28 protein-coding genes are annotated in these 26,718 nt (G+C 57.9%); 15 read left to right on the forward strand and 13 right to left on the reverse strand.

The genetic code is table 11. The features are described from left to right. Positions 1-190: 190 nt before the first annotated feature. The gene (gene trxA / locus CLG94_RS09860; RefSeq protein ID WP_107563107.1) at positions 191-520 is read right to left on the reverse strand and encodes a thioredoxin; all 330 of its coding nucleotides are present in this window, start codon (positions 518-520) and stop codon (positions 191-193) included. Between the two features lie 741 nt (positions 521-1,261). Between trxA and CLG94_RS09865 the strand changes: the two genes are divergently transcribed. The 9 genes from CLG94_RS09865 to nusB all read left to right on the forward strand — a co-directional run bounded on the left by CLG94_RS09865 (position 1,262) and on the right by nusB (position 12,716). Beyond that, on the forward strand, positions 1,262-2,077 hold the full coding sequence (locus tag CLG94_RS09865) for a GlcG/HbpS family heme-binding protein (protein ID WP_239993200.1): 816 nt from the start codon (positions 1,262-1,264) through the stop codon (positions 2,075-2,077). 515 nt (positions 2,078-2,592) lie between these two features. Continuing rightward, on the forward strand, positions 2,593-3,339 hold the full coding sequence (rnc, locus tag CLG94_RS09870; RefSeq protein WP_107563109.1) for a ribonuclease III: 747 nt from the start codon (positions 2,593-2,595) through the stop codon (positions 3,337-3,339). Positions 3,340-3,839: 500 nt separating this feature from the next. Beyond that, positions 3,840-7,439, forward strand: coding sequence for a chromosome segregation protein SMC (smc, locus tag CLG94_RS09875; protein ID WP_107563111.1), 3,600 nt, complete (start codon positions 3,840-3,842; stop codon positions 7,437-7,439). A gap of 31 nt (positions 7,440-7,470) precedes the next feature. After that, entirely contained in the window at positions 7,471-8,409 is a 939-nt protein-coding gene (ftsY, locus tag CLG94_RS09880) for a signal recognition particle-docking protein FtsY (RefSeq protein WP_239993201.1), read from the forward strand. Positions 8,410-8,660: 251 nt separating this feature from the next. After that, complete coding sequence (ribD, locus tag CLG94_RS09885) at positions 8,661-9,779, forward strand: bifunctional diaminohydroxyphosphoribosylaminopyrimidine deaminase/5-amino-6-(5-phosphoribosylamino)uracil reductase RibD (RefSeq protein ID WP_107563114.1); 1,119 nt, start codon at positions 8,661-8,663, stop codon at positions 9,777-9,779. A 9-nt stretch (positions 9,780-9,788) separates the two neighbouring features. Further along, complete coding sequence (locus CLG94_RS09890; protein WP_107563117.1) at positions 9,789-10,439, forward strand: riboflavin synthase; 651 nt, start codon at positions 9,789-9,791, stop codon at positions 10,437-10,439. Positions 10,440-10,459: 20 nt separating this feature from the next. Continuing rightward, complete coding sequence (locus CLG94_RS09895; protein ID WP_107563119.1) at positions 10,460-11,674, forward strand: bifunctional 3,4-dihydroxy-2-butanone-4-phosphate synthase/GTP cyclohydrolase II; 1,215 nt, start codon at positions 10,460-10,462, stop codon at positions 11,672-11,674. A 109-nt stretch (positions 11,675-11,783) separates the two neighbouring features. Further along, the gene (ribH, locus tag CLG94_RS09900) at positions 11,784-12,248 is read left to right on the forward strand and encodes a 6,7-dimethyl-8-ribityllumazine synthase (RefSeq protein WP_107563121.1); all 465 of its coding nucleotides are present in this window, start codon (positions 11,784-11,786) and stop codon (positions 12,246-12,248) included. A 36-nt stretch (positions 12,249-12,284) separates the two neighbouring features. Further along, positions 12,285-12,716: a transcription antitermination factor NusB gene (gene nusB / locus CLG94_RS09905; protein ID WP_107563123.1), complete on the forward strand. Its 432-nt coding sequence runs from the start codon at positions 12,285-12,287 to the stop codon at positions 12,714-12,716. A 51-nt stretch (positions 12,717-12,767) separates the two neighbouring features. Here the strand turns inward: nusB and fabF are convergent, their stop codons facing one another. The 11 genes from fabF to sucC all read right to left on the reverse strand — a co-directional run bounded on the left by fabF (position 12,768) and on the right by sucC (position 21,861). Continuing rightward, positions 12,768-14,018 (reverse strand): beta-ketoacyl-ACP synthase II, encoded by a 1,251-nt coding sequence (gene fabF / locus CLG94_RS09910; protein WP_239993202.1) that lies wholly within the window; start codon positions 14,016-14,018, stop codon positions 12,768-12,770. 44 nt (positions 14,019-14,062) lie between these two features. Then, positions 14,063-14,296, reverse strand: a complete 234-nt coding sequence (gene acpP, locus CLG94_RS09915) for an acyl carrier protein (RefSeq protein ID WP_018129835.1) — start codon at positions 14,294-14,296, stop codon at positions 14,063-14,065. Positions 14,297-14,378: 82 nt separating this feature from the next. Next, a complete protein-coding gene (fabG, locus tag CLG94_RS09920; RefSeq protein WP_107563129.1) occupies positions 14,379-15,131 on the reverse strand; it encodes a 3-oxoacyl-[acyl-carrier-protein] reductase in 753 nt (250 codons plus the stop codon). 5 nt (positions 15,132-15,136) lie between these two features. After that, positions 15,137-16,078, reverse strand: coding sequence for an ACP S-malonyltransferase (gene fabD / locus CLG94_RS09925; RefSeq protein ID WP_107563131.1), 942 nt, complete (start codon positions 16,076-16,078; stop codon positions 15,137-15,139). A gap of 19 nt (positions 16,079-16,097) precedes the next feature. Next, on the reverse strand, positions 16,098-17,081 hold the full coding sequence (locus CLG94_RS09930; RefSeq protein WP_107563133.1) for a beta-ketoacyl-ACP synthase III: 984 nt from the start codon (positions 17,079-17,081) through the stop codon (positions 16,098-16,100). A 16-nt stretch (positions 17,082-17,097) separates the two neighbouring features. Next, positions 17,098-18,096, reverse strand: coding sequence for a phosphate acyltransferase PlsX (gene plsX, locus CLG94_RS09935; RefSeq protein ID WP_107563135.1), 999 nt, complete (start codon positions 18,094-18,096; stop codon positions 17,098-17,100). A 29-nt stretch (positions 18,097-18,125) separates the two neighbouring features. After that, positions 18,126-18,443, reverse strand: coding sequence for a 50S ribosomal protein L32 (gene rpmF / locus CLG94_RS14030; RefSeq protein WP_432264762.1), 318 nt, complete (start codon positions 18,441-18,443; stop codon positions 18,126-18,128). Further along, positions 18,335-18,844, reverse strand: a complete 510-nt coding sequence (locus CLG94_RS09945) for a YceD family protein (protein ID WP_107563139.1) — start codon at positions 18,842-18,844, stop codon at positions 18,335-18,337. Before CLG94_RS09945 ends, rpmF begins: the two co-directional genes overlap by 109 nt. A 262-nt stretch (positions 18,845-19,106) precedes the next feature. Further along, on the reverse strand, positions 19,107-19,547 hold the full coding sequence (ndk, locus tag CLG94_RS09950) for a nucleoside-diphosphate kinase (protein ID WP_107563141.1): 441 nt from the start codon (positions 19,545-19,547) through the stop codon (positions 19,107-19,109). Positions 19,548-19,707: 160 nt separating this feature from the next. Next, positions 19,708-20,589 (reverse strand): succinate--CoA ligase subunit alpha, encoded by an 882-nt coding sequence (gene sucD, locus CLG94_RS09955; RefSeq protein ID WP_107563143.1) that lies wholly within the window; start codon positions 20,587-20,589, stop codon positions 19,708-19,710. A gap of 57 nt (positions 20,590-20,646) precedes the next feature. Then, entirely contained in the window at positions 20,647-21,861 is a 1,215-nt protein-coding gene (gene sucC / locus CLG94_RS09960; protein ID WP_107563144.1) for an ADP-forming succinate--CoA ligase subunit beta, read from the reverse strand. A gap of 200 nt (positions 21,862-22,061) precedes the next feature. On the opposite strand from sucC, the gene CLG94_RS09965 reads away from it, so the two are divergent. The 4 genes from CLG94_RS09965 to CLG94_RS09980 all read left to right on the forward strand — a co-directional run bounded on the left by CLG94_RS09965 (position 22,062) and on the right by CLG94_RS09980 (position 25,037). Further along, positions 22,062-22,925, forward strand: a complete 864-nt coding sequence (locus CLG94_RS09965) for a ribonuclease H-like domain-containing protein (protein ID WP_107563146.1) — start codon at positions 22,062-22,064, stop codon at positions 22,923-22,925. Positions 22,926-23,007: 82 nt separating this feature from the next. After that, positions 23,008-23,631 (forward strand): class I SAM-dependent methyltransferase, encoded by a 624-nt coding sequence (locus tag CLG94_RS09970; RefSeq protein WP_107563147.1) that lies wholly within the window; start codon positions 23,008-23,010, stop codon positions 23,629-23,631. A 115-nt stretch (positions 23,632-23,746) separates the two neighbouring features. Beyond that, a complete protein-coding gene (locus CLG94_RS09975) occupies positions 23,747-24,145 on the forward strand; it encodes a bifunctional nuclease family protein (protein ID WP_161954132.1) in 399 nt (132 codons plus the stop codon). Further along, the gene (locus tag CLG94_RS09980) at positions 24,114-25,037 is read left to right on the forward strand and encodes a M20/M25/M40 family metallo-hydrolase (RefSeq protein ID WP_107563151.1); all 924 of its coding nucleotides are present in this window, start codon (positions 24,114-24,116) and stop codon (positions 25,035-25,037) included. Before CLG94_RS09975 ends, CLG94_RS09980 begins: the two co-directional genes overlap by 32 nt. 11 nt (positions 25,038-25,048) lie before the next feature. Here the strand turns inward: CLG94_RS09980 and CLG94_RS09985 are convergent, their stop codons facing one another. Beyond that, entirely contained in the window at positions 25,049-25,282 is a 234-nt protein-coding gene (locus CLG94_RS09985; protein ID WP_107563153.1) for an Lrp/AsnC ligand binding domain-containing protein, read from the reverse strand. A 483-nt stretch (positions 25,283-25,765) separates the two neighbouring features. On the opposite strand from CLG94_RS09985, the gene CLG94_RS09990 reads away from it, so the two are divergent. Both CLG94_RS09990 and CLG94_RS09995 read left to right on the forward strand, forming a co-directional pair. Further along, a complete protein-coding gene (locus tag CLG94_RS09990; protein WP_107563155.1) occupies positions 25,766-26,077 on the forward strand; it encodes a hypothetical protein in 312 nt (103 codons plus the stop codon). Between the two features lie 75 nt (positions 26,078-26,152). Continuing rightward, positions 26,153-26,710, forward strand: a complete 558-nt coding sequence (locus tag CLG94_RS09995; RefSeq protein ID WP_107563157.1) for a hypothetical protein — start codon at positions 26,153-26,155, stop codon at positions 26,708-26,710. The last annotated feature ends 8 nt before the right edge of the window (positions 26,711-26,718 follow it).

The following is a 26,718-nucleotide window of genomic DNA, read 5'->3' on the forward strand; positions in this document are numbered from 1 at the left end:
ATGGACTGTCAGAGGGGCCAACGCAATTATCGCCCTACGTTGCTGTCAGATCAGTGGCCGGTGGGAGGAGTTTTGGGGAAATCGGGCAACGGGGTGAGAAGCTTACCCATAAATTTGTCTTACACCCCCCGGAACTGGGTGCGCGGGGGATTGCAGGCGGAGGTTGACGGGGTGTTGATGCGGAAGCACGTTACAGGTGTTGTTGGACCTTTGTCTTGATGGCCGATTTCGCCATGGCGCCGACGATCTGCTCGACCTGCACCCCATCTTTGAAGAAGAGGATGGTCGGAATGCTTCGGATGCCGAATCGAGCCGAAGCCTGTCGATTCTCGTCCACATTCAGCTTGGCGATCGTGATCTGCCCCTCGCACTCGACCGCTAATTCTTCAAGGATCGGAGCAATCATCCGGCATGGACCGCACCATTCAGCCCAGAAATCAACCAGGATCAGTCCAGTCCCTTTGATAACCTGTTCGTCAAAATTATGGTCAGTGACCTCAACGATCTTGCCTGACGCCATACATCCCTCCCGCTTTGCGCTTAATGCAGCAATGCCCTTACCGGGCCCCCCCCCGCAAGGGCAATCGTATGTTGCCCCTCATACTAAGAGAGATGAGATCGGCTGTCAAGCTGTTTGAAGGGGCCTGACTAACCTCTCACGTTGCAACTTGGAATAAGGAGACTGTTACGGCTTCTGGGAAGTGAGGCGCTTCCCGTCGAGCTCCACGACCAACAGCGTGCGAGAGAGAGCAGCAGCACCCGCCCGTTTTTGGTGAGCACGATCATCCCGTGCCCGCTTAACTCCAGAGCCTGGCTCAGAAGCGTCATCTCCGCTGCATCTGCGTGTCGGACGTCATTCTGCGTTAACCGCTCCATCCCGTGCTCCCCCTGCTGAGGGCAAAGCTATATACGCCAAAAAGCGTATTGCTACTACACGGGTGCCTATGATAAGTTAACTGGAAATTAAAGGGGACAGGTCCTAACGATCTGTATCCTCAGACCAGCGAGTTTTGACCTCAACGGCGCCTACTTCCCTTTGATTTTGAGTGGCAAGGTGCGGATGGCAGGCCGGGAAGGAGGTAGGGCTGTAAAGCGCTGAATGGTGAAGACGCTTCCGGGGCCACGAGGCGTGAAATCCGGCATGAGATGTCATACGGATGAGTTGCAAGCAGGGTTGGGATAACATTCAGTCACAACATGTAACGTTAACGTAGATGGTAGTCTGAGATTCTATTCTGGCCAACGAATAGGGAGAGAAGATATGATGATCAGCAAAAGATTCAAGACGAATATGTCCGTCACGTTCGCCATCAGCGGCATGCTCCTCAGTACAATCATGCTGTCCGGAGGCGCAGCCTACGCAAAAAGCTCCGACAAAGACTGCAGTCAAGTGCCCACCCATTCTGCCCTCAAGTCGGCTCTCACGACCGCCCGTAACGACGCAAGCAACAACGGGGGATTTGACCTCGACATGTGGGGTACCATCGTCAATCGCGATGGCTTCGTTTGTGCGGTCGCCTTCACTGGCGCCGATCGCGGCTCCCAGTGGCCTGGTAGTCGGGTGATCTCCGCCCAGAAGGCGAACACAGCCAATGCGTTCAGCTTGGCGGGCCTCTCCCTGTCCACTGCAAACCTGTGGGCGGCTGTACAGCCCGGTGGTTCGCTGTTTGGGTTGCAGCACAGCAACCCGGTCGACACAGGGGAAGCCTACGATGGACCGTCCTCAAAATTCGGTCAGTCGAACGATCCCCTGGTTGGCGGCAGGATGGGAGGCGTGAATGTGTTCGGCGGCGGGTTGGCCATGTACAACTCTTCCGGCGTTCTAGTCGGTGCTGTTGGCGTCAGCGGTGATACGTCGTGCGCTGACCATAACATCGCATGGCGAACCCGGCACACCTTGAACATGGACTTTGTGCCAGGCGGAGTTGGTGCCGACGCAACTCGCGCTGATAACATCAATTATCAGGGAATTGTGGCGGCACCAAGCGTCGCGAATGACTTCTCTCACCCGATCTGTAAGATTGGTGGTGCCGACGGTGTTTCAGCGATCAGCGCTGCGTTGCCGGTAACGCAATAGCTTGGGGTGACAGCAGGACGAGTCAGGGGATAGCTTGACGAGCGCGGATCGTGATGTGATGTTCTACTGACACGGCGACATCTGCCCAAGGATTCATCGGCAGGAGCGTTCAAATGGCCAGTGGGCTGTGGCATCACAGGTGTGCTACAGCCCACTGCCATGTTCGGCGCTTCCTCACACCTTACTACTCAGGTGTTTAGGCTGAAGGCTGTTAGTCGTTGCACATGAACAGAATCAAGGCGCCCAGAACCTTTTCGGTCTCCATAAGAACTGTAACATCATGAAAAACGAGGTTGTCGTAATCACAATATGCTGTCCAAATTGTCAGTACAAACTACTACATTCAAAACCCCCTCAATCCCCCTTTCTCAAAGGGGGAAATATGGTGCCCCTCTGGATTCCCGCTCACCGCTTCAAGCATGCGGGGACAAGCTTCGCTGGAATGACGTCAATTTTTGTGATTTATGACAGAAAGCTGAGTTGACGGCACGGCACAAGTATGCTATCCGTAGCCTATGAAGAAATCGACACAGGCGGCCGCGGAATCGCTTCCTAACTCTGTCTGCGGCTATCATTTTCAAGACCTGACGCTCCTTAAGGCTGCCTTAACCCACCCCTCCTCGACCGATCCCTCGCAGGCGGATGTGCGTCTTCACTATCAGCGGCTCGAGTTCCTTGGAGATGCAGTCTGGAGCCTCTATGTTAGCGATGCCCTCGTCTCCCTGCTTCCGACAGCCTCGGAGGGCGAGCTCACCATACGTCGAGCGAGCCTTGTGAGCGGCGCTGCGCTGGCCGAAATGGCGATGTCCCACGGCCTTGCACCGCTGCTCTTACTGAGCAAGGGAGAGGAGTTAACGGGGGGCAGGCAAAAGGCCAGAGTCCTCGCAAGTACTTTTGAGGCGGTGATAGGGGCGATCTACCTGGACGATGGCGTAAGGGAAATCCATAACCTGGCGCGTGAGGCGTGTGTCAACGCCCTCAGCGGGGAAGCGTTGGACCACGATCCAAAAACCGCCTTGCAACAGCTTGCTCAATCGCTCCTTCGCGCGACCCCACGGTATCGTCTGCTCTGTCGATCCGGACCTCCTCACGCCCCAACATTCGAGGTCGAGGTGGTCGTCGAGCGATCACCGATTGCGAAGGGAAAGGGACGAAGCAGGCAGGAGGCCGAGCAGGAGGCTGCTCGAGCCGCACTCATATTACTGCCTGACCTAGTATCTACAGTAACTACTCAGGTAGATAGGCTGAAGGCTGAAGGCTGAAGGCTCTAAATCATCTTGCAAGACACGAATCAAGCGATTCCAGGCTGGTTCGGCTTCTACGAATTTTGGTTCTCTCGGAGGGGAATCCTTATTGGCCAAGAAGCCAACACGCTTCGACATCTTGTGCCTTCATCGTTTTATCCCTAAAAGGCTTCAGCCTTCAGTCTATCTACCTGAATTATTTGTATCTACAACATCTAGTAGTCAAATATAAGTTAACCACTGAGACTTGTATTTTGTCTTGACAAATGGGGAACGGGGTTGGTAGTTTGTGTGGCAACGCCGGGTCGTTTCTGAAATCAGTTCTTGGAGGTCTCACCATGAATCACAGTAGGGCGGCGCTAGTAGCTGCCGGCGGTAGGCTTAATGCAGCATTTCACAACTTTACCCACGAATCCGTTCACCCTGAGCCAGTCGAAGGGTGGCCTTCCCGTTCATGGTTCGACAAGCTCACCACGAACGGATACGTGACCGTAATTGTGAAGCGGACCACTTAGGCGATGAGGCTTCTGCGATTAACGGCTTTCGGCTTCAAGTCGTTCGCTGAGAAGGTCGAGGTAGCCTTCGAGCCTGGCGTCACCGCTATTGTCGGCCCGAACGGATGCGGCAAGAGCAATCTCTCCGACGCGATTCGGTGGGCCCTCGGCGAGCAGCGCGCGAAGTTGCTGCGCGGGGATCGCATGGACGATCTGATCTTCGCCGGGAACAGCGTCCGGAAGCCGCTTGGCATGGCGGAGGTTTCTCTGATCTTTACGGATAACTATGGCAACATCCCGACTGAATTTCACGAAGTTACGGTCACTCGCCGATTGTACCGTTCCGGTGAAAGTGAATACCTCCTGAATCACGTTCCGTGCCGCCTGCGCGATATCACCGATCTGTTCCTGGATACCGGGTTCGGATCCGAGCCTTATGCACTGATCGAACAAGGCAGCATCGGTAATATCGTCAGCGCCAAGCCCTCCGAGCGTCGGCTCCTCATTGAGGAGGCTGCCGGCATCATGACCTACAAGGTCCGGAAGAGGTCTGCCCTCTCCAAGCTGGAGGCGGCGGAACTTAACCTGCTCCGGGTGAGCGACATTATCCAGGAGGTGGAGCGACAAAGGAATTCCCTCAAACGGCAGGCGAATAAGGCGGAGCGCTATCGCACCTACCAGGACCGGGCGCTTGAGCTCAAGGGCTTTCTGAAGTTCTCCGAACTGCAGCGGTTGCGGCAGCAGCTCACGCTACTCCAGGATTCAGCCCTTGCAGCGCAAGGCGAGGTGGACTCGCTGCAGGCCGCAGTGGTTGCCGTAGAGGCTGAACAGGAGGCCGTACGAATCCGCGAGCTAGAGCAGGAACAGGCGAGGGCTGTCTCGCAGGAGCGACTCCACGAATTGCGGACCCACCTGTCTCGCGATGAAGCCGAGCTCAACCACTTGCGACAGATGTTGGATGAATCAGCGCTTCGGAAAAAGGAGCGGCGGGACCGCTCGGCACACCTGCAGAGTCGACGTGTAGCCCTGGCGCAGCAGGAGGCCGAAGTCAGAGAGCAGGAACAGCTTCTGGCCGGCGAGCTGCATGCCAGCCGCGCGCAGCTCGATCTCAAGTCTTCGGAACTACATGTGCTGGAGGAGACGATCGCGACGGCGGCGCAAGCGTTCGAGGCCAAGCGACGACGTCTCATCCAGGACGCGGCAGCCCTGGCAGACCGTCGCAATCACCTGACCGGCCTCCGAGAGCGGCAACGTCTCTACGGCACGCAGCGTGATGTGGCCGCCCTGCGCACGGCTCGGATCGAGCAGCAGGATCGCGACCTGGTCCCCTTGGAGGAGGAACAGCGCGCCGTCCTCGAGCGGGCGGTCGCACAACTGACCCTCCTGCAGGCAGAGCGGAAGGAGCTGACACAGCAAACGGCTGAGGAGGAAACCGAGCGGGAGTCCAACAAGCCTCAACTAGAGGCAATCAGGGGGGAGTCGGCCAAACTCCACAGTCGCCTGGCTTCACTCATCGAGCTCAGTCAGAGCTTTGAAGGGTACGCTGACGGCCACCGGTACCTGCTCCAGCAAAAGGCCCAGGGTGAGGCGAGGCTCCACGGGTTGCGGAACTCGCTGGCCGAGTTGCTTGAGGTACCTGATCGCTACGAACGCGCCATCGAAGCACTGCTCGGCGATGCCTTGCAGGGTCTGGCGATGCAACGGGCGGAAGACGTCCAAGAGGCCATACGGTTGCTCACCGAGCGAGGACAGGGTCGTGCAACCTTCCTCCTTCACCCGGAAGCGATCAGCGGTCAGCGGTCAGCGATCAGCGATCAGGACGGAACGCCGGCGGCTAGGCTGCGTGAGATCATTCCTTCCTCAGGGGCTTCTGTCGAGGGTCTTGCGCTCGATTTGATCCGCTTCGCCGAAGGCGATCGGCCGCTGGTGGAAGCCCTCCTCGCCGACGGGGTCATCGTCAGGGAGTTGTCCGATGCGCTCGCGCTCAGAGCCTCCCTCCCCTCCCCCTTTGCGATAGCGACACTTACCGGCGAGCTCGTCACCAGTCGGGGAATCATCGCCGGCGGCCCGGGAGGAGATTCCGGCATCCTTCCGCGACGACGGGAAATCGCCCGGCTTCAGGGTCGTGTCCGAGAGCTGCACGACAGTCTTCAGGCTGTCGAAACCTCATGGGAGGCGTCCTGTCGCCGCTCGGCCCATTTTGCGGAATCGTTGGAGTTGCTTAACCAGCGCCTCCACGAATTGGAGATTGAGCGCCTCAAGGCGGAGGCGACCTGTTCCCATACGAGCGGGGAACGGCGACGCCTCATGCAGCAGATCGAGGTGCTGACCTATGAAGCCAGGAGTCATGAAGAGGACCTTCGCGTACTCAGTGAGGAGATCCGCACGATCGAGCACTCGCTATTAGAGCTCGAGGGACGAGACCAGGCGACTCAGATCGAGACCGTGAAGCTCGAGGCCGAGGCAGTCGCCCGGCAGCAGGAACGGGACGGCCTCATCCGGGAGGTGGGAGAATCCCGCGTCCAGCTCACGGCGCTGCTAGGTCGTCGGGAGATCCTGACCCACAGCCTTACCAGGACTGTCGAAGAGCTGGGCCAGGTGGGGGGCGAGCTGGAGTCGCTTGAAGGCGAGCTTGTCGAGCAACAGCTTCGGGAGACCAAGATGGAGGCCGCTGTGATACAGCTTCAGACGCGGCTTACTTCCCTGGTTGCGGAGGAGCAAGTGGCGCAGCGGCTCGTCGTCACACAGGACGAGGCGCGCCGGGAGCTGAGTGAGAGGCGCCAGTCCATTGACGATCGCCTTCGGGGGCTAAAGCAGTCGCTGGCAGAAAAGCAACAGGCCTGGAGTGACGCGGCGATCCGACTCGCAGAACTGCGAAACACGATCTCGCTCCTTGAGGAGGCACTGAGAAAAGAAGGACCTCAAGAGGTGGAGGCCATTGCCCTGCGACTCTCCAGCAGCGGCCTCGAGGTCGAAGCGGCCAACAATGAACTTGACAATCTGACGACCAAGATCGCGGAACTGGGCGCGGTCAATATGGCTGCATTGGAGGAATATCAGGAGCTGGCCGAGCGGCACAGCTTCCTCTCCGCTCAGGTCGAAGACCTCTCATCGTCAGCTCACTCTCTCCGGACAGCCATTTCGGAGATCAATCATACGATTCAGCAGCGGTTCAACGAGACCCTCGAGACCGTGGCCGGCCATTTGGATCGGCTCTGGAATTGCCTCATCCCGGGAGGCCAGGCGTTTCTCAGCCTGGCCGAACTCGAGCCTGGGGAGGAGGAGCCAGGCGTCGAGATGGCAGTTCGGATCCCCGGCAAGCGCGCTGCCCTCAATCTGCTGTCAGGAGGCGAGAAGGCGTTGGCGGCGCTCTCTCTCCTGCTGGCGTTGTTTCACACCCGTCCCAGCCCATTCTGCCTATTGGACGAAGTCGATGCCCCCCTTGACGACGCGAATGCCGAGCGCTTCGCCTCCCTTCTGAAGGAAATGGCATCAAGCGCCCAGTTCCTCCTCATCACTCACAACAAGCGGACGATGGCGGCCGCAGACCTCTTGTACGGGGTCACCATGGAGGAGCACGGCGTCTCGAAGCTCCTCTCTCTTCGCATGGGTCGAGCTGCTTGACGTGGGGATTGACAGGTAGGTCTGCATGATCATGAACGACACAGCACGGAAAGGCCTTTTCGGGCGATTCGTGGCCGGCCTCGCTCGAACCCGCCAAGGATTGGTGGGGCAGATTGAGCGACTATTTGGCGGGAATATCCCAACTGCTGCTAATCTGGAGACACTCGAAGAACTCCTGATCGCCGCCGATTTCGGTCCGGCGCTGGCGCAACAACTCATGGCGCCCCTTCAGGAGCGTCTTGGCCGCCGTGATCTCAGTAACCTTGATCAGGTAGAGGCCGCCCTCAAGCAAGGTATCCTCGCTATCCTGAACGGGACCGCTCCTCCACCTTCGTCCATAGATCATCATACTAAACCCCAGGTTTTGCTCTTTCTCGGAATCAACGGTTCCGGCAAGACCACCACTATCGGGAAGCTCGCGAACCGTCTCAGCAGCAACGGCGGGCTCGTGGTGTTAGCCGGGGCCGACACCTTTCGGGCGGCGGCCATCGAGCAGCTTCAACTGTGGGGCCGGCGCGTGGGCGCCGATGTGATATGCCACCAGGCCGGAGCCGATCCCTCTGCTGTCGTATTCGATGCCGTGCAAGCCGCATGCTCACGCGGCGCAAGCCACCTGCTTATCGATACCGCAGGTCGCCTGCACACCAAACGAAATCTGATGGAGGAACTGAAGAAGATCCAGCGAGTGGCTTCCCGGCAGATGCCGGACGCGCCTCACGAACGGATCATGGTTATCGATGCCACGTCTGGCCTGAACGCACTGGTCCAGGCAAAGGCATTTCATGAGGCTGTGGGACTGACTGGCCTGATCTTGACCAAGCTGGACGGCACCGCAAGGGGCGGCGTCGTAGTCGCTATCGCCGATCAGTTGAAACTGCCGATCACCTTCGTCGGTCTGGGCGAGGGCGTTGACGACCTGCAGCCGTTTGTGCCAGAAGCCTTCACGGACGCCCTGTTCGCACGATCCTAGCATCCCATCCGATCAGTTTTCATCTTGACACCCCTGTGACCCAGTGCTAGGGTAAATGGTTGTATTTACTAAGAAAGTACGCTTTCTCTTATTGAGGCGAGATGTTAACGTACTCAGGTAGGTAGGCTGAAGGCTGAAGGCTTTTAGGGGTAAAGCAGTGATCACACAGAATTTAGGGCAGTTGATTCGTGCCTTGCGAGATCATGTATAGCCTTCAGCCTTCAGCCTAACCGCCTAAGTAGTTACACGAGATGTTTAGCTCTGACGATGAACTGTTCATGCGGCGCGCCTTGGTGCTTGCGGCAAAGGGGCGTGGACGCACAAGCCCCAACCCGATGGTTGGTGCGGTCGTGGTGCGCGGCGGCAGCATCGTTTCCGAGGGGTACCATGCGCGAGCCGGCGAATCACATGCGGAGGTGGTGGCGATCGAGAATGCGGCCGGGGCGGCGAGCGGTGCTGACCTCTATGTCACTCTTGAGCCGTGCTGCCATCATGGTCTGACCCCACCATGTACCGATCGGATCATTCAGGCCGGCATTCGTCGGGTCGTCATTCCAATCCTTGATCCTAATCCGCTCGTCTCCGGCGAAGGCGTACAGACGTTACGCGAGGCAGGGATTATCGTCGAGCAGGGACTGTTGTCTGAAGAGGCGGCGAGCCTTAACGAAGCCTTTACAAAATTCATCACATGTCGTACCCCGTTTGTGATCCTCAAGGCAGCAGTCAGCCTTGACGGTAAGATTGCCACTCGAACCGGAGACGCTCGGTGGATATCCGGGGAACAATCGCGCGAGCACGTGCACAAGCTGCGGGACCAGGTGGATGCGATCATTGTCGGGATAGGTACGATTCGGCGCGATAATCCCAGGCTCACAACCAGGCTTCCAGCAGGCGGGCACGATCCGATCCGGGTCATCGTGGATGGGCTCGGTCCGCTCCCACTGGAGAGCCAGGTCCTTCAGGCTGGAGCCGCCTCGCGAACCTGGGTCGCCGTGGCTTCTGATGCCCCCCCTCAGCGGATCGAGGCCTTGCTCAACCGTGGGCTGACGGTGCTTGAAGCGGGCGGCTCTCATGGACGGATCAGTCTTGAGCTGCTCCTGAAGCGCCTCGGCGAGCGTGAGGTTACGAGCGTGATGATCGAGGGCGGTGAGGGCGTCTTCACCTCCGCCATTGAAGAGGGGGTCGTCGATAAGTTCCTGCTATTTGTAGCCCCCATGCTGGTGGGGGGAAAGACCGCCCCAAGCCTTTTTGGGGGAGTAGGCGTTGAAGAGATCGGGCAGGCCCTCCGGCTGTCCCGCTTGCGCATCGAACAACTGGGGGGGGACGTGTTGATTGAAGGATACCGCTCGAAGTATGAAGGGACCTGCTAGGCAAACCGGATGTTTACCGGGCTGATCGAAGAGGTGGGTCAAGTCCAGCGGGTACGCCGCGAAGGCGTGATCGCAAAGCTTGCCATCAAAGGGCAACAGACCACCTCTTCTCTCGTCATCGGGGACAGCATCGCGGTCGATGGGAGTTGTCTCACGGTCACGATGACGGCGCATGCCCAGTTCGAGGCCGATCTGTCCGAGGAAACCCTTATGCGTACAACCTTGGGAGAGCTCCAGACCGGCGATCCGGTAAATCTGGAACGGCCCTGCCGCCCTACGGATCGACTGGGGGGCCACTTCGTTACCGGCCACGTCGACGGGGTCGGAACCATCCGCGAGATTCGAGAGACCGGGGGGATGTGGTGGTTGTCGGTCGCCTACCCTGAAGCACTGCGGCCTCTGCTTGTGGAAAAGGGATCCGTAACGGTGGATGGAATCAGCTTGACGGTGGCCGATCTGAATGACCACTCCTTTGGGGCGGCCATTATTCCACACACATACCACGTTACCACACTAGGGCGGAAGCAGGTCGGACGGCGCGTCAACCTGGAGACGGACCTGCTTGGCAAATATGTCGTCCGATATCTCGAGGGACTCGGACCCATCACGAGAAAGGCGACGCTCACCGAATCGCGACTCCGGGATCTGGGATTCGCTTAAGTCGAGTGTACGGAGTAGCCATGGAGAAAACGATCCATTTTCACACCATAGAAGAAGCGATCCGGGACCTGCACGATGGTAAGATGGTGATCGTCGTCGACGACGACGGTCGGGAGAACGAGGGCGACCTCACGATGGCCGCCGAGAAGGTAACCCCGGAGGCGATTAACTTCATGGCCATGCAGGGGCGGGGGTTAATCTGTATGCCCGTCACTGGTGAACGGTTGGATGAACTCCGCATCCCCCCGATGGTCACTGACAACACCTCCCCTCACGAGACAGCCTTCTCTGTTTCCGTCGATGCCAGGCACAAGGTAACGACTGGAATCTCGGCCCATGACCGGGCGATCACCATCCACACCATCATCGACCCTAAGGCAACAGCCGACGATTTAACCAGTCCAGGACATACCTTTCCGCTCCGTGGACGAGACGGTGGGGTGCTGACTCGGGCAGGACATTCCGAAGCCGCTATTGACCTTGCCAGACTGGCTGGCCTGTACCCTGCCGGGGTGATCTGCGAGATCATGCATGACGACGGGACGATGTCCCGGACGCCAGAACTATATCGTTTTGCTCGCACGCACGATTTGAAGCTGATTACCGTCAAAAGCCTGATCGAGTTTCGATTGAAGCGAGAACGATTCGTCAGTCGTATTGCCACGACCACATTGCCGACCCCGTACGGCCGATTCACCCTGATCCTGTATCACAGCCAGATCGACAAGAAAGACCACCTCGCCTTGATCATGGGAGAGATCAACGCCGTAGATGAGACGCTAGTGCGAGTTCACTCCGAGTGCCTCACCGGCGACGTCTTCGGCTCGCTTCGGTGCGATTGCGGGCCGCAGGTGGATAAGTCGCTCGAGCTGATTGCCAACGAAGGCAAGGGGGTCTTTCTGTATATTCGTCAAGAAGGCAGGGGCATCGGCTTGGCGAACAAGCTTCGGGCCTATGAGCTGCAGGATACTGGCCTGGACACGGTGGAGGCCAATGTGCGGCTGGGATTCAAGCCGGATCTCAGAGAGTACGGGATTGGCGCCCAGATCCTGTCTGATCTTGGATTGTGCAATATTCGGCTACTGACCAACAATCCACGTAAGATCGTCGGGCTCGAGGCGTATGGTCTCCATGTGGTGCAGCGGATTCCCATCGAGATTCATCCAACGGCCGAGAATCGCGCGTATCTACAAGCCAAACAGGAGAAACTGGGCCATCTGCTCGAAACATTGTGATTAAAGAAGCGATCAGCGGTCAGCTTTTACTGGCCCTGGCCCGCTTGTTGGCTGCTGAATGCTGATAGCTGAATGCTGATCGCTTCTTTTTCTAGCCCGGAGGTGTGCCTTGAAAACGACCGAAGGAATATACCTGGCCAAGGGGTTTCGATTTGCCTTGGTGGTAACTCGCATGAATGAGTTAATCACCAAACAGCTGCTGGAGGGAGCGCTTGATTGTCTGTTCCGCCACGGCGCGGAGGATGCCGCCCTGCATCTGGTGAAGGTCCCCGGCGCCTTTGAGTTGCCGTACGTAGCAAAGCGCTTGGCCGCATCGAATCGCTATGACGCCATCATCGCGCTTGGGGCGGTCATCCGAGGCGCTACCGCCCACTTCGATTACGTCGCGGGGGAGGCAGCGAAGGGGATCGCCGCAACCAGTCTTGACACTGGCGTGCCCATTATCTTTGGCGTCATCACCGCGAACACGCTTGATGAGGCGATTGAACGGGCCGGGACGAAAGGCGGCAACAAGGGGTTCGACGCGGCACTTTCAGCCATTGAAATGGCCAGCCTCTTCACTCAACTCACATAGTGTACAAGCGAGAGGGTTGTACCCCTCACATAAGCAATGGATAAACGCCACCGAGCCAGGGAGCTTGCGCTCTCACTCCTCTATCAACTTGAATTTCACCCGCTGGAAGCTTTTGAGGAGCAGAATCAGGCCTTCTGGGTAGAGCATCCTATCAAGCCGGAGACCCAGTCGTTGGCTGACGAGCTCGTCCGAGGAACCCGCCACAATCGGAAGCCGATCGATGATCTGCTTTCCTCGCACGTCGAGCATTGGATCCTCTCGCGGCTAGCCCTCGTGGATCTCTGCATCCTTCGCTTGGCCGCTTTTGAGCTGCTCTTTTATGGGAATACACCATGGAAGGTTGCAATCGACGAAGCAATTGAGCTGGCGAAGGCGTTTGGTGGGAAGGACTCCAGCGGCTTTGTCAACGGTGTCCTGGACAAGCTTTCCGCCCTCGCGAAAGATAACCCCACTGCTCCGCTGGGCTAAAAAACCGCTGAAGGTTTGTTGCTGACCGCTAATAGCAGATAGCTGATAGCTTTACTCGTACCGCTTGAACACCAGGGTGGCGTTGGTCCCGCCAAACCCGAATGAGTTGTTGATGGCGACCCGCACCTTAGTCTGGCGCGCCTTGTTCGCGACGTAATCAAGATCGCACTCAGGATCCGGCTCATCATAGTTGATGGTCGGCGGAATCACGCCATGGTGGAGGGTCAGCACCGTGGCCACCGATTCGACGCCCCCCGCGGCTCCCAGGAGGTGTCCGGTCATCGATTTGATGGAACTCACCGCCAGGCGATAGGCGTGATCCCCAAACACCTTCTTGATCGCCTTGGTCTCGGAGGCATCGCCCGCTTGCGTAGATGTTCCGTGGGCATTGATGTAATCGACCTCTTCCGGATGAAGCCCGGCAGCCTCCAGCGCGAGGAGCATCGAGGCCATAGCGCCGGATCCTTCCGGCTCTGGCGCAGTCATGTGATAGGCGTCAGCCGACATCCCGTAGCCTTTCAACTCGGCATAGATCCTTGCGCCGCGCTGTAGTGCATGGTCCAGCTCCTCGAGAATCAGGGTGCCCGCGCCCTCCCCCATCACGAAGCCATCGCGTCCCTTATCGAACGGTCGGCTGGCGCGCTGTGGCGCGTCATTTCTGGTGGACAGGGCCTTCATGGCGCCGAACCCTCCAATGGTCAGCGGAGAGATGACGGCTTCGGTTCCACCGGCAAACATCACATCAGCCATCCCTCGCCTGATGAGTTCGAACGACTCGCCAATCGCATGATTCCCGCTCGCGCACGCCGTCGAGACGCATGAATTAGGTCCGCGGAGTCCGAAGCGAATAGCGATATGGCCGGCGGCCAGGTTCGTGATGATCGAAGGGATGAAGAACGGACTGATCCGGTCAGGCCCTTTTTCCAGCAACGTCTTGTGTGTTTCCTCCAGGCCGGGGATTCCGCCCATGCCCGTGCCGATAAGAACACCGATACGACTTCGTTCATTATCCTTGACCGTAAGCTGGGCGTCATCTACCGCCATAATGGCGCCGGCCAACGCATAGTGGATAAACCGGTCCATCTTTTTGACTTCTTTCTTCTCCATATAGAGAAGCGGGTCAAACCCCTTAACCTCTGCGGCGATCTTCGTATCGTGCCGACTGGCATCGAACCGGGTGATGTGGTCGATACCTGAGACCCCATTCACCAGGCTCTCCCAGAAGGCTTCAACGCCGATGCCGTTGGGCGCCACTACGCCCAGGCCTGTCGCAACGACTCGCCTCATAGCGTTCATCTTCATATTCCCACCGCCTACGCGTGGCTTATGGAAGCAGGCCAGGCCTGTTACGCGGGATGCGACGTGATATACGCGATAGCCGCTTTTACGGTCATGAGCTTCTCTGCTTCCTCGTCAGGAATCTGAACGCCGAACTCCTCTTCCAAGGCCATCACCAACTCCACCGTATCAAGCGAATCGGCGCCCAGATCTTCGACGAAAGAAGCCTCCGATGTCACCTCTGTCGCATTGACACCCAATTGGTCTACAATGATCTTCTTGACCCTCTCCTCGATCTCCATTACGTCAGCCATTATCCCCCCTCTACGGCCCCTGCCTGCCGCCAGGCAGGTCGGTACCGTCTCCTTGGATTACGCCCGCATCTTACGTTCGCAACCCGCCATCGATTGTAATCACCTGACCGGTGATATAGCCTGCCGCTTCAGACACCAGAAACGAGACCAGAGCAGCCACCTCCATCGGATCCCCGAATCGACCTAGGGGGATCTGGCTGAGGTAGATCTTCTTGCGATCCTCAGATAATACCGCAGTCATCTCTGTTTCGATAAATCCAGGAGCCACCGCATTCACCGTAATCGACCTGGAGGCAACCTCTTTAGCAACAGCCTTGGTGAAACCGATCAGACCCGCCTTCGCTGCAGAGTAGTTGGCCTGTCCAGGAATTCCCATCGTCCCTGCAATCGAACTGATATTCACGATTCGACCGCCACGAGCCCTGAGCATCGGTCGAAGTGCCGATCGAGTCGTGAAGAATGCCCCCTTCAGGTTGACGTCCAGGACCGCATCCCAGTCCTCCTCCTTCATCCGGACCAAAAGCCCATCCCTGGTGATGCCGGCATTGTTGACCAGAATATCAAGACGCCCAAAACGCTTGATGCTGGCCTGGATCAGCGCCTCAGCATCCGACTCACGCGATACGTCTGCGGCAACTGCCATCCCTGTCGCCCCTGTCGCCTCGATCTCGGCAACTACCTCCTCAGCCGCCGCCAGGTTTCTCCCGCAGATAGCTACCTTTGCACCCTCAGCCGAGAGCCTCATGGCGATTGCCCGCCCAATCCCACGCGAGCCACCAGTAATGACCGCTACCTTCCCTTCAAGTCCGATCGCTGCTCCCATCGCTATTACAGAAGCGCCTTCAACTGATTCACCGCAGTCCGCAACGAACCCAGATCCTCGGCGTAAAGCGCGGTAGTCGCCGGGGCGATCCGCTTGATTAGCCCGGTGAGTACCTTTCCCGGGCCAAGCTCCAGGAAGCAGGTGACGCCTTCTTTCACCAGCCTTCGCACCACATCCTCCCACCTCACTGGACTGGTGACTTGGCGGACGAGACTTTCGGGGATCGCTTCCTTGTTCGTCAGGATCTCGGCGTCGACATTGTTGACCAACGGGACCAATAGATCAGCGATTGGAATCGTACGGAGCGCTCCCGCCAACCGCTCAGCCGCCGGCCTCATCAAGGAGCAGTGAAAGGGCGCGCTTACCTGTAAGCGAACGGCCCTCTTGGCGCCCCGTTCCTTAGCCATCTCAATGGCCCGGTCGACCGCCGCTGTCTCCCCGGCAATTACCACCTGACCGGGGCAATTAAGATTGGCGATCTCGACGACCCCTAAGTGAGCAGCCTCAACACACACCGCATAGACGCTATCCTTATCGAGACCTAGCACGGCTGCCATCGTGCCGGCGCCAGGGATCACCGCTTCCTGCATAAACTCGCCTCTTTTTCTCACAATGCGAATCGCATCTTCGAATGTGAGGCCCCCGGCTGCCACGAGCGCCGAATACTCACCAAGCGAATGGCCGGCCACATAGTCATGTTTTATCCCTTCACACTGCAATGCGGCAAAGGCGGCCATACTGACCGCCATGATGGCCGGCTGCGCATTTGCGGTGAGCGTGAGCAGATCATCTGGCCCTTCGAAGCAGAGGCGAGCCAAGTCGATCCCCAGAGACTCACTCCCCTTCTCGAAAAGCTGACGGGCTTCAGGGAGTTGCGCCCAGAAATCCCGTCCCATGCCAACTCGCTGAGAACCCTGCCCGGGAAAAACGAGCGCGATCGCACCCATCAGCGACAGGCGTACATACTTACCATCGGATGAGCGCCGATCCCCAGGTGACCCCGCCCCCGAAGGCCGTCAGCAGCAACAAATCACCACGTTTTAGCCGCCCTACCCGAACGGCTTCGTCTATGGCAATAGGGATCGAGGCAGCAGACGTATTCCCATAGCGGTCAATATTCATAAAGATCCGCTCTCGCGGAAGATCCAATCGCTCGGCCACTGCATAGATGATTCGGGCGTTGGCCTGGTGAGAAATAAAGAGATCAATGTCAGAGACCTCTACCCCATTAGCCTTCAGCGCGGCCATGGCGGCATCCTCCATTGACCGGACGGCCGTCTTGAACACCTCGTTTCCATTGGGCATCCGGATCGTGACCAGCTTCTCGTCAATGACCTTTTGCGAGGCAGGCTGGCGAGAGCCACCCCCTGGAATAAACAATTGCTTCCCCTTTGATCCGTCGGAATACAGATGTGTGGAGAGGATGCTGGAATCAGCAGTTGTGCGCTGGACAAGCGCCGCTCCCGCCCCATCACCAAAGAGAATACAGGTGCCTCGATCACTCCAGTCAACCACCTTGGAGAGGGTGTCCGCCCCTATCACCAGGATATTTCGCATGAGGCCGGCCCGCAGATAGGCATCGGCGACAGAAAGGCCGTAAATAAAGCCGGAGCACGCAGCCATTAAATCGAAAGCTGCTGCTCGCGACGCGCCCAGTCGTTCCTGCAGTACGCACGCGGTAGAAGGGAAAAACATGTCGGGGGTCACCGTATTCACGAGGATCAGGTCCAGGTCATTAGGATCAACGGAAGCGGACTCCAGGGCGCGTCGGGCCGCCACCTCAGCCAGATCCGAGGTTGCCTGATCGTCGGAGGCGATTCGCCGCTCCGATATCCCCGTTCGGGTGACAATCCACTCATCGCTGGTGCTGACCATCTGCTCCAAATCAGCATTGGTCAGAACCCGATCCGGAACGAAGGCCCCTATGCCAGCGATCCTGCTGCCGTACATTACATGCGCCCTCTCGCTAACTGACGGCGATCCCTTCTATGATATGTTCGATCACCCTGTTCTCGACGCATTCGGCGGCCGCCCGAATTGCATTCGCGATGGCCTTGGCGGTCGAGCGGCCGTGGCAGATGATAATGACCCCTCTGACCCCCAGTAGTGGCGCGCCGCCGTACTCCGAGTAGTCAACCAGCTTCTTGAAGCGCTTAAATGCGCCTCGAGCCAATAAGGCGCCGGCCATCCCCGCCAACCCCTTTCCCAGTTCCTCCTTGAGCGAAAGCGTAAAAAACTCCGCAGCCCCTTCAATGATCTTCAAAGCGATATTGCCGGTGAAGCCATCGCAGACGATGACATCGGCTGTCCCCATGAGGACCTCGCGGCCCTCGACGTTCCCGATGAAATTAAGAGACGGCTCCTCTTCGAGCCCCCTGAAGGCCTCTCGAGTCAGCTCGTTCCCCTTGCTCTCCTCCTCCCCGATGCTCAGGAGGCCGACGGTAGGCGACGGCTTCCCCATGATCTGACGCGCATAGACATCACCCATAATAGCAAACTGCAGGAGATGCCGCGCTTTACAATCGGCATTGGCGCCGGCATCCAGCACGAGCGAGCGACCTTTTAACGTTGGAACGATGATGGCGATGGCAGGACGCTCAACACCAGGAAGCGGACCCAGGGTGACAAGCGCGGTGGCCATCACTGCGCCCGTATTCCCGGCGCTGATAAAGCCATCGGCCTCGCCATTCTTGACCAGTTCCAGGCCGACCCGAATAGACGACTGCTTCTTCTTTCGTAAGGCAGCAGAAGGGGACTCTTGCATCCCGACCGTCTCTGGGGCGTGCCGAATCACAATGCTAAGGCCATTCGTGCGGTACTGCTTCAGTCTCTGGCTAATTTCATCTTCGTTCCCGACCAGTACAACGGTCAGGTTGCGATCGCGAGCGGCCACTACTGCGCCCTCAACGGTGACGCCGAGCCCTTGATCGGCGCCCATTGCGTCAAGCGCTATACGGGTTCCCATGCCTGTGTGTCAATCCGAAGCGGGGAGGACTAGACCTCCTCCCGCTTCACAATCTCCCGGCCTCCATAATAGCCGCAGGAGGAACATACGCGGTGAGGAAGCTTCTGCTCATGGCAGTTAGAGCACTCAGCGAGACCAGGAATGGTGAGGGCGTGATGGGAGCGCCGTTTTCGTGTCCGGGCATTGCTGTGACGACGTTTCGGAAGGGGCATCGTTAATCCTCCTGGACTTCTGTCGGCTAGAGTAAGTGTTGAAGGGGAAGAAGCCTTGGATCGCCTTCCTGAACCTGGCACTGGCACGAGGTCTCGTTCAGGTCGATCCCACAATGGGGACAAAGACCACGACATTCAGCCCGGCAAAGGGGCTGAAGCGGCAAGCTCAGCAACACATTCTCGCGTAAAAATCTGGACACATCAAGGCGATCCTCTTGCATCACATCAACATCCATCTCGGCAGCGCTGAGTTCGCTCTCCTCTGCGCGAGAGGCTTCACTGGCTCCCGTAAACAGAATCGCGAACTGATCAGAAACAGGAACAGAGACCGGCTCAGAGCATCGGCTACACAGCACTACTGCCGTTGTTGTGAATGCTCCGCTCGCAAGGATGCCGTTGACCTTTCGCTCCAGATGAAGTGTTGCCTCGATCGGAGCGAGCGAAAGCCACAATCCTTGATCCTCCCCCCAGCAGGGTTCTTCACGAACTTCAAGATCTAACCCTTCTGGAGGGATCTGTGACCGCTCTACCAGCATTGCAAACACTCCGTCAAACCCAATCGCATTTTACAAACTGGGCACTTCCAAGTCAAGGAATTTCCTGAAAGAACGGCAACCATTCAGTTACGGGTGGAAAATCTCCCCTAGCCCCTCTTTTCCAAAGAGGGGGACTACCCGTTTCCCCCTTTGAAAAAGGGGGATTAAGGGGGATTTTATAAAAACATATCACATTTTATTTAATGATTTCCCCACTCTCACTGAATGGTTACAAAGAACGGCCGTCTATTCCAGTTTACGCTTAAGATATTTCGCCCCGCCCGACTACGGGAAAGATCCCCAATCGACAGAAAAAGTACGGGATTTCAAGGGCCGCTGATTCGACCGAGTCGGAGCCATGCACAACGTTCTTCTCAATGCTGGCGGCAAAGCTTCGCCGTAACGTCCCCTCGTCGGCTTTGAGCGGATCAGTGGCGCCCATGAGCGTTCGAACGCGGCGTATTGCCCCTTCCCCCTCGAGGACCATCGCTACACAAGGGCCGGAGGTCATGAAATGCGTGAGGCTATCGAAGAACGGTTGGTGCCGATGCACCTGATAAAATCCCTCAGCCTCTTTCTGCGCCAGCCCCACCATCCTCAGCCCACAGACCACAAGCCCCTCCGCCTCAAACCGCCGGATTACCTCACCGATAAGCCCCCTGGCCACAGCATCCGGTTTTACAATTACTAAGGTTTGCTCCATGCTTTCACTCCTTGAGTAAGGGCTGTTAGTGGAGTGCCCCATAAATAGCTTTACACATGCCGTTCGCCCTGAGCTTGTCGAAGGGTCAACGTTTTCAATGCGTTCAGCCTGTGGTTCGACAAGCTCACCACGAACGGACTGTAACGACTTCACTGGGACGCTACGCTAGATGTGAACCAAGGGCTTCTTTTACAGCGGCTCCGATCTCCGCCGGGCTTTGTACCACGGCGATGCCGGCGCGCCGCAGGGCAGAGATTTTCTCTGTTGCCGTTCCTCTCCCGCCGGAGATGATCGCGCCCGCATGGCCCATGCGTCGCTCGGCAGGGGCTGCAAGTCCAGCGATGTACCCGATGACTGGCTTGGACATATGACGCTCAACGAATACTGCCGCCTCCTCTTCAGCGGTACCCCCGATCTCGCCGATCATGAGAATTGCCTCAGTCGCCGCATCATTTTCAAACAGCGCCAGGCAATCGACGAAGGTGGTGCCGATAATCGGATCCCCACCGATCCCAATACAGGTAGACTGACCAAGGCCCAGATGAGTAAGCTGATTGACCGCCTCATAGGTCAGCGTACCGCTCCTTGAAATCACGCCGATCGTACCACGCATGTGGATGTGTCCGGGCATAATTCCAACTTTGGCTTTACCCGGAGAGATAATCCCAGGGCAGTTCGGGCCAATCAAGCGGGTACCAGACCCACGAAGGACACGGGCCACCCGCACCATATCCAGGATCGGGATCCCCTCTGTAATGCACACCACCAGCGGGACCGCCGCATCGATCGCCTCTAACATGGCATCGGCGGCAAAGGCGGCCGGGACAAAGATCATGGCAGCGTTGGCGCCCTCCTTATCCACGGCCTCCCGCACGGAGTCAAAGACAGCAATCCCCTCGTGGCGCACCCCTCCCCTACCTGGGGTGACGCCTGCGACCACGCTGGTCCCGTAGTCACGGCACGCCAAGGCGTGGAAGCTACCCTCCCTCCCGGTAATACCCTGCACCACCAGGCGCGTGTTACTGTCTACTAGAATGCTCATTGGTTGTTAGGAATGTTCAAGGTCCAGGGTTAGAGACAAGGCGCGCAATTTCGATTCTTACTCCTCGATCAGGGACGTTGAACGTTGAACCTTGAACATTGAACCTCGCACGTTAAACCTTGAACATTGAACAGCCCTATCAGCAGCCTCCTGCATGCCGGGCGCGGTGATGAAATTCAGGCCGGACTCGGCAAGCATGCGCTTGCCTTGGTCCACATTAGTTCCTTCCATCCGAACGACGATCGGCAATGTTACATGGAGGGAACGAACCGCCTGAATCACTCCCTCCGCCAACCGGTCACACCGGAGGATCCCCCCGAAAATATTGATAAGCACCACGTTCACCGACCGATCTGAGATCAGGATGCGAAAGGCGTGTTCGATCTGTTCGGCGCTGGCGCCCCCGCCGACGTCCAGAAAGTTGGCCGGCTCACCGCCGATAAGCTTCACAAGATCCATGGTCGCCATGGCCAATCCGGCCCCGTTGACCATGCATCCCACGGTGCCGTCCAGCTTGATGTAGTTTAGTCCGAACCTCGAGGCCTCAACCTCGAGAGGTAACTCCTCGTCCAGATCGCGGAGCGCCTTCAGATCAGGGTGGCGAAAAAGGGCATTGTCATCGATAGTTAGCTTGGCATCCAAGGCCAAGAGGCGACCCTCAGCAGTGACCACCAGGGGATTGATCTCAACCAACGAACAATCTTTCTCCTGATAGAGTCGGTACAAGGCCGGAAATAGCCGAGCAGCTATACTCTGGACCGGCTGCGGCAGCGCGAATCCCAAGACAAGCCGGCGGATGTGGAAGGGCTGAAGCTGGGTGGCTGGATCCACGACAACCCTGATGATCCTCTCCGGATAATTCGCCGCCAGCTCTTCAATCTCCACTCCGCCGGTTCCGCTGGCCATGATCATGGGCTGTGCCGCCCTGCGATCCAAGGCAATCCCGGCGTAGAGCTCGCGACTGATGGTCACCTGTTCCTCTACCAGGATCCTTTTGACCACTCTCCCTTCAGGACCAGTTTGATGGGTTATCAGGCGGGAGCCAATGAGCCGCTGCGTCGCGGCCTCTGCCTCATGTGGTGAGGATACCAGCACGACCCCACCAGCCTTGCCACGTCCGCCTGCGTGAATCTGGGCCTTCAGCACTACGGCGCCGCCAAGCCGCTCGGCAGCACGCCCTGCCTCGACGGACGTCGTGACCACCTCCCCCCGGGGGACAGGCACTCCGTAGGCTGCAAGGATTGCTTTCGCTTGAAACTCATGGATCTTCATAGCTTACCTTAATGCAAAGGAGCGAGCAGATTGCCCTTGTAAAGAACGAACTCGTATCACATAGTATCAACATCCTTGTCAAGCCCAAAGGGGTTTTAGTGTTGACACGCTTTCCCATGCCATGATAGAGGATTGGCGTATATGTGGACAAGAAAAATAGCAGATGGCGCCAGAGCTTCAATCCGGGGCGCCTGAGGATAATGCGACATGCGAAGGCACGTCCGGCTGGGCGATGGACATCGCCTCCACCCATCCATGAGGTTGATCCGTTCGTGGGAGAGCTTTGCCATGGGTACTCGTCTCACGGGCAGGCCGTCCATCTCAGGCATATCCCACCGAAGTGCGGTTCTGGCAATAAGCCGCTCGATAAGCGGGGCGCGCAACTGACCCTTCAGAGCCTGCTCGGGGAAGCGCCGGCCGATGCCACACACTCGCCATCTCACCCGTCTTCAACCTCATCATACCCGCAGGTGAAGGAGAGATCGGAGACCGCTGCCGGGGTGTCTCATGCTCTCGTCTTTGATCTTGAGACGCAGCGGAGCGCCGAGGATGTTGGCGGGTGGGAACACCGGCATCGGATGGGCCTCGCCGTTGGCGTCGTCTACGATCTCGATTGCGCCGAGTTTCGCGTGTATACCGAGCGGCAGGTTGATGCCCTCATCAGCGAGTTGGTCCACGCGCGCCTGATCATCGGGTTCAATCTCCTGCGGTTCGACTACGATGTGCTGCGGCACTATGCCGATGTCGACTGGAACGCTCTACCCACGCTGGACATCCTCGAGTGCATCCACCGGAGGCTAGGGTTTCGGCTGAAGCTGGACCATCTGGCCCAAGAAACCCTTGGAGAGGGAAAGTCGGCGGATGGCCTGCAGAGCCTGGCATGGTTTAAGGCGGGAGACATCGATCGAGTCATCGAATACTGCAAACAGGACGTCCTCCTGACAAAACGGCTCTACGACTTTGGGCGGCAGCACGGGTACCTGCTGTACCGGGACATCCAAGGGCGGGCAGTCCGGCTGCCGGTGAACTTTGATGAAAACTTATATGCACGACAGCCCAGCTAGAGTATAATAAGTTACCTTTGTGATGCGTGCTGTATTGCCGGGAGGGGTCGTGACTCGCAAAACGAGATCACTGGAGGGTTGAATGGTCGTCTTAGACTACAAGCAGATCACGCGAGCCTACGCCATCTTGTCTCCCATGTACGACCTTCTGTTCCAAAGGATCTTTCACCCGGGACGGGTCGCGGCGGTACAGCTTCTTGGGATCAAGCCGAACGATCTGGTGCTCGAAGTGGGGATCGGCACTGGATTGAACCTCCCGCTCTATCCACCAGACTGTCACCTCGTCGGGATCGACTTCTCCAGGCAGATGTTGAGCAAGGCCAGGGAGAAGGTGAAGGAATATGGCATGGAGAACGTGACCATTAAGGAGATGGACGCGTCGAAGCTGGAGTTCCCGGACGCACACTTCGACCATGTGGTCGCCACGTACGTTATCAGCGCGGTCCCGGAACCGGTTCAGGTCCTCCGGGAGATCAAGCGAGTGTGTAAGAAGAACGGGCACATCGTGATCTTGAACCACTTCAAAAGTGAGCACCCGGTTGTCGGCACCTTGGAGGAGTTCGTAGCCCCCTTGTGCGCCCGGCTCGGGTTCAAGACCGACCTGAAGCTCATGCCCGTTCTGAAGGAAGCGCAACTTCACCCTGAGCAGTTGCACCGCGTCAACCTCCTGAATGGATGGAGTCTCGTTCGCTGTCTTAATGAATGATCAGCCACGTTATTCCGCACTACGTCTGGCGATTGCGCTCGCCTCCCTTCTGAGTGCTTTGCTTTTCGCCCCCTGGACCGCCGCACGAGCCGAAGAGCCCAAGGACTTATACGAAATGGAAGTACTGGGCGTGACCGCCGCTCAAGGAGGCGATCAGATCGCCGTACTCCTTCGTAGCAAGGTGCTGAGGCGCGAGCTCACACTCTTCGTCGGACCTTTTGAGGCCCAAAGCATCGCTGTTCCTTTACAGCAGATCACACCTCCACGCCCTTTGACCCACGACCTGATCCTTTCCCTCCTGACGTCCCTTCGCTCTCACCTGCGGAGGATCATTATTAGCGACGTCAAGGAAAATACCTACTATGCCACCCTCTACATCGAGGCCGATGGCAAAGAGATTACGGTCGATAGCCGACCCAGTGACGCTATTGCCCTAGCGCTGCGAGCCGGTGTCCCGATCTACGCCAACAACAAGGCGCTTAATGGCGCGAACTCCAATCAATTGCCCCGGTGATCCTTTCGGCGCGGTGAAACGCATCGATCCCATACTCCGTCAGATCGTCGAAGCGGTCTCCGAAGACGGGGCGCGGGCACACCTCGAGCGTATTATTGGGCCGAGGGATCCGTTTGACGGGCATGCCAGCATGGAAGCCGCTGCCGACTTTATCGCGGAGACCCTCAGGGGATTCGGTCTCCATCTCGTAGAAGAGCGATTCAGGTGCGACGGCCGCTGGTATCGGAATCTGATCGCTTCGCATCCGGGATCGTTTCGCGATGGGCAGGTGCTGGTGGTCGCCCACTACGACACCGTTCGGAATAGCCCTGGCGCCGACGACAATGCAAGTGGCGTGGCCGGACTGATCGAGGTAGCTGGAGCCCTGGCCCGCCATCGGTTCAAGCACGACCTGATCTTTGTCGCTTTCGCCCTCGAAGAGTATGGAAACCCGGGTAGCCTCCGCTACGTAGAGCAGGCCAAGGCCTGTGGCGTCGCGATTGCCGGCGTCTTCGACCTGGAGATGATCGGCTACACCGGCCCGGCTCAAACTGCGCCCCCAGGCGTTCAAACGCCTGCGGCGGGGGATTTCATCGGCGTGGTGGGAAATCGACGATCGGAGGCGCTAGTTTCTCTCTTTAAGGAGACGGCGGCCCTTATTGTTCCATCGCTGCCTGTACAGGCTTTAGTAGTGGAGGGAAACGGCGAAAACCTCCCGCTAGTACGCCAGAGCGATCATGCGCCATTCTGGGACGCCGGTTACCCGGCTGTGATGATCACCGATACCGCCTTCCTGCGCAACCCACATTACCACATGCCTACCGACACCCTCGACACCCTTGATCTTTCCTTCCTCCAACAGGTGGCTGCCGCAACTGCAGCGTCGGCTGCTTTGTTGGCCGGCCTCGCTTAAGACCAGAACCACTACACAGGTTCGACAACCAAGCTGGTGGTTGTCCGGGTCACCGCCGGCAGCGCCTGAATATGATTCACCGTATCCCACAGGACGCTGAGATCCGGGGCCTCGATAAAGGCCACAACATCGATGTTGCCGGTAACGATGTGTGCAAGCTTTACCATTTGTAGTTCCCCGATCGCATCTGCCACCTCTTGTTCCCTGGCCTTGCTAGTTGTGATGAAGACATAGGCGTGAACCATCGACTACCCTCCCGTCAGGCATGCCCTTACCGCTAGCTCCCTCTCCTGGAATAGCGAGCCTCTACTCAATCACATCAGCAGCCAATGAATAGTTCAACATGTTCTCGGGTTAACCAGCCTGAATCACGATACTAAAGGGTGCTAGATGGTTGCCCGGAACTCCTACAGTCCTACACCTCTTCGACGAGCTGGGCCCCCTTTCAGCGGAAGGCTGTTGCAGCAAGCACGACTATTAATGATTACCAGTAAACGCGAAGCCTCGCGGAAGCGTCAAATAGACCAGAAAGAGTAGGCGGAGATTGCCACGTCACGTATAGTGTGGGTATCGCTTGAATGACGCGGCTTCTCCGGGCATTGATCGCGTGGCGCAACGGCGGCTCGAGTAGCAGCGCAGCGAGCCTGCGATACTGCGAATTCTTGTTTAGCGTATGTTACCATAAAAGTGCTTATACGTAGTTTAACATGTGAGAGGAGGTGGATGAGATGAAAATTACAAAGAGGAGCCTAGCTGCCTTGGTGATCGGAGCCCTGCTCCTGACCGGTCTTCTTGGCCTTGCACCGGACCCTGCATCGGCGAGGACAAATTTCCACTTCGGGCTGAACATGGGGATCCCCATGGCACCCTACCCCGGCTATGCGTACCCCTATCCGCCACCCAACGCTTATTATCCGCCGGTCCCGCACTACCCAGCCTATCCCCCTTGCGCGCGGATCTTTATCCCAGGGTACTATGATGGCTATGGCAACTGGGTCTTTGGGTACTATCGGTACGATTGTGGATACTACGGCTATTAGGGCGAGTAGACTGCGCCGGCCATACTCAAGGTGTCACTCGACAGCCAAACCGTAACGTCGTCACGGGAGGTTACTGTGAAACGCGCTATTGCTTTTGTCGCATTGGCGGTTGCCCTTTCGGGATGCGCCAGCCTTGCGATTCGTCCCTGCGATTCGGTTGGAACTCGTGACTCCAAGTATGCCGCGCGGTTCTTTCTTGGCATCATTACCCTCGGCATTTCTGAGTCCGGCATTCAGCATGAGCAGCTTCTCGAAGCCAGTGAGGGATGGCGCTTCTGCCCACCGCCGGTTGCCTGGCAGGGCCCGCCACCGGCCATGGGTACGCCCAGAACGTCTGGGATGCTGGTCAACGCCACCAAATGGACCATCAACGTATATCTGGACGTTGACCCGGACATCGCCGGGATTCCACCTCTTCTGACTATTCGACCAGGCGAATCACGTCAACTCGCGCTAATTGCCGGGCCACACCAAATCGTGGCCAGGACGATCGCGGAGACCGCTGCAGGGGCGGCGCCCGTCGGGCGCTACGAGCGGCGGATCCAGATCGACCCAAGGGATAGAAGCTTTCGCCTTCAGCTTTCCGAAGAGGACTTCAAGCAGATATTATTCAGTCCAGCAGAAGGCAGGTAACCCCAATG

Source organism: Candidatus Methylomirabilis limnetica, from assembly GCF_003044035.1.
Taxonomy (GTDB): domain Bacteria; phylum Methylomirabilota; class Methylomirabilia; order Methylomirabilales; family Methylomirabilaceae; genus Methylomirabilis; species Methylomirabilis limnetica.

Coding starts and splice junctions, on each gene's coding strand:
- trxA (WP_107563107.1), bottom strand. CDS start 520: ATGGCGTCAGGCAAGATCGTTGAGGTCACTGACCATAATTTTGACGAA.
- CLG94_RS09865 (WP_239993200.1), top strand. CDS start 1,262: ATGATGATCAGCAAAAGATTCAAGACGAATATGTCCGTCACGTTCGCC.
- rnc (WP_107563109.1), top strand. CDS start 2,593: ATGAAGAAATCGACACAGGCGGCCGCGGAATCGCTTCCTAACTCTGTC.
- smc (WP_107563111.1), top strand. CDS start 3,840: ATGAGGCTTCTGCGATTAACGGCTTTCGGCTTCAAGTCGTTCGCTGAG.
- ftsY (WP_239993201.1), top strand. CDS start 7,471: ATGAACGACACAGCACGGAAAGGCCTTTTCGGGCGATTCGTGGCCGGC.
- ribD (WP_107563114.1), top strand. CDS start 8,661: ATGTTTAGCTCTGACGATGAACTGTTCATGCGGCGCGCCTTGGTGCTT.
- CLG94_RS09890 (WP_107563117.1), top strand. CDS start 9,789: ATGTTTACCGGGCTGATCGAAGAGGTGGGTCAAGTCCAGCGGGTACGC.
- CLG94_RS09895 (WP_107563119.1), top strand. CDS start 10,460: ATGGAGAAAACGATCCATTTTCACACCATAGAAGAAGCGATCCGGGAC.
- nusB (WP_107563123.1), top strand. CDS start 12,285: ATGGATAAACGCCACCGAGCCAGGGAGCTTGCGCTCTCACTCCTCTAT.
- fabF (WP_239993202.1), bottom strand. CDS start 14,018: ATGAAGATGAACGCTATGAGGCGAGTCGTTGCGACAGGCCTGGGCGTA.
- acpP (WP_018129835.1), bottom strand. CDS start 14,296: ATGGAGATCGAGGAGAGGGTCAAGAAGATCATTGTAGACCAATTGGGT.
- fabG (WP_107563129.1), bottom strand. CDS start 15,131: ATGGGAGCAGCGATCGGACTTGAAGGGAAGGTAGCGGTCATTACTGGT.
- fabD (WP_107563131.1), bottom strand. CDS start 16,078: ATGGGTGCGATCGCGCTCGTTTTTCCCGGGCAGGGTTCTCAGCGAGTT.
- CLG94_RS09930 (WP_107563133.1), bottom strand. CDS start 17,081: ATGTACGGCAGCAGGATCGCTGGCATAGGGGCCTTCGTTCCGGATCGG.
- plsX (WP_107563135.1), bottom strand. CDS start 18,096: ATGGGAACCCGTATAGCGCTTGACGCAATGGGCGCCGATCAAGGGCTC.
- rpmF (WP_432264762.1), bottom strand. CDS start 18,443: ATGTCGTGGTCTTTGTCCCCATTGTGGGATCGACCTGAACGAGACCTC.
- CLG94_RS09945 (WP_107563139.1), bottom strand. CDS start 18,844: ATGCTGGTAGAGCGGTCACAGATCCCTCCAGAAGGGTTAGATCTTGAA.
- ndk (WP_107563141.1), bottom strand. CDS start 19,547: ATGGAGCAAACCTTAGTAATTGTAAAACCGGATGCTGTGGCCAGGGGG.
- sucD (WP_107563143.1), bottom strand. CDS start 20,589: ATGAGCATTCTAGTAGACAGTAACACGCGCCTGGTGGTGCAGGGTATT.
- sucC (WP_107563144.1), bottom strand. CDS start 21,861: ATGAAGATCCATGAGTTTCAAGCGAAAGCAATCCTTGCAGCCTACGGA.
- CLG94_RS09965 (WP_107563146.1), top strand. CDS start 22,062: ATGCGACATGCGAAGGCACGTCCGGCTGGGCGATGGACATCGCCTCCA.
- CLG94_RS09970 (WP_107563147.1), top strand. CDS start 23,008: ATGGTCGTCTTAGACTACAAGCAGATCACGCGAGCCTACGCCATCTTG.
- CLG94_RS09975 (WP_161954132.1), top strand. CDS start 23,747: ATGGAAGTACTGGGCGTGACCGCCGCTCAAGGAGGCGATCAGATCGCC.
- CLG94_RS09980 (WP_107563151.1), top strand. CDS start 24,114: ATGGCGCGAACTCCAATCAATTGCCCCGGTGATCCTTTCGGCGCGGTG.
- CLG94_RS09985 (WP_107563153.1), bottom strand. CDS start 25,282: ATGGTTCACGCCTATGTCTTCATCACAACTAGCAAGGCCAGGGAACAA.
- CLG94_RS09990 (WP_107563155.1), top strand. CDS start 25,766: ATGAAAATTACAAAGAGGAGCCTAGCTGCCTTGGTGATCGGAGCCCTG.